Here is a 1,070-nt window from a genome sequence, read left to right on the forward strand (position 1 = left end):
TTTTGAGGTAAACGTGGTGACCAAGCTGACCCTGCTGTGCCTGCCGTATTCTGGCGCCAGTGCCATGGTCTACAGCCGCTGGCGGCGCAAATTGCCGCAGTGGTTGCAGTTGCAGCTGGTAGAGCTGCCGGGGCGGGGCGCACGGTTCGGCGAACCGCTGCACACCGACATGCGCGCACTGGCGATGCAATTGGCCAGGGAGCTGAGTTCGACGCTCAAGGCGCCCTACGCCTTGTTTGGTCATAGCCTGGGGGCCTTGCTGGCATGCGAGATGGCCCACGCCTTTCGTGAGCTGGGCTGCCCGGAACCGGTGGCCCTGTTTGCCTCGGGAACGGCGGCGCCCACGATGCGGGCCGACTACGACCGTGGCTTTGCCGAACCGAAAACCGATGCGCAGTTGATCGAGCAGCTGCGAACACTCAATGGCACCCGCGAAGAGGTGCTGGCCAATGAAGAGCTGATGAGCCTGACACTGCCGATTCTGCGCGCGGACTTTCTGCTGTGCGGACGTTTTCAGCCGGTGCAGCGGCCATTGCTCAAGTGCCCGGTGCACGTGCTGGGTGGCAAGTCCGACAAGGCCACCACCGAGCAGTTGATCGGCTGGAGCAAGGAAACCCATGGCAGCTTTTCGGTGGACATGCTGGCCGGCGGGCACTTCTTCATTCATGAGCATGAAGCCAAGGTGCTGCGGGTGATCAAGGATCAGCTGGAGGTTCACCATCGGCGGCATGCCTTGGCGGCTGTCGGTTAACACGATGCTTCAGTTTGGTGATCTCTGTGGCGAGGGAGCTTGCTCCCGCTCGGCTGCGCAGCAGTCGTAAACCAGCGAATGCGGTATTCCTGATACAGCGAGGTCGCAGGTTTTAGGGTCGCTTCGCAACCCAGCGGGAGCAAGCTCCCTCGCCACAGGTCTGTGTCCGGCCTTCATTCCTTCGCTACACCGCCGATTCCAGCCGCTTCGACCTCCCTTCCTGATACTTGTTCTCAAACGCTAATTTTTCCGGTCTGCATTCGTTTTATAGGGACGACGTGCCTTTGTGCTTCCTGCCTACTGATCCGGATGCTAAGAA

The 1,070-nt window shown here is 60.6% G+C and carries 1 protein-coding gene; it reads left to right on the forward strand.

The window, feature by feature from the left end:
- The first annotated feature begins 13 nt into the window (after positions 1-13).
- A complete protein-coding gene (locus LOY38_RS10055; RefSeq protein ID WP_258699888.1) occupies positions 14-751 on the forward strand; it encodes a thioesterase II family protein in 738 nt (245 codons plus the stop codon).
- Positions 752-1,070: the final 319 nt, after the last annotated feature.

The sequence above is a fragment of the Pseudomonas sp. B21-015 genome (genome assembly GCF_024749285.1).
In the GTDB taxonomy this organism is placed as follows: Bacteria; Pseudomonadota; Gammaproteobacteria; order Pseudomonadales; family Pseudomonadaceae; genus Aquipseudomonas.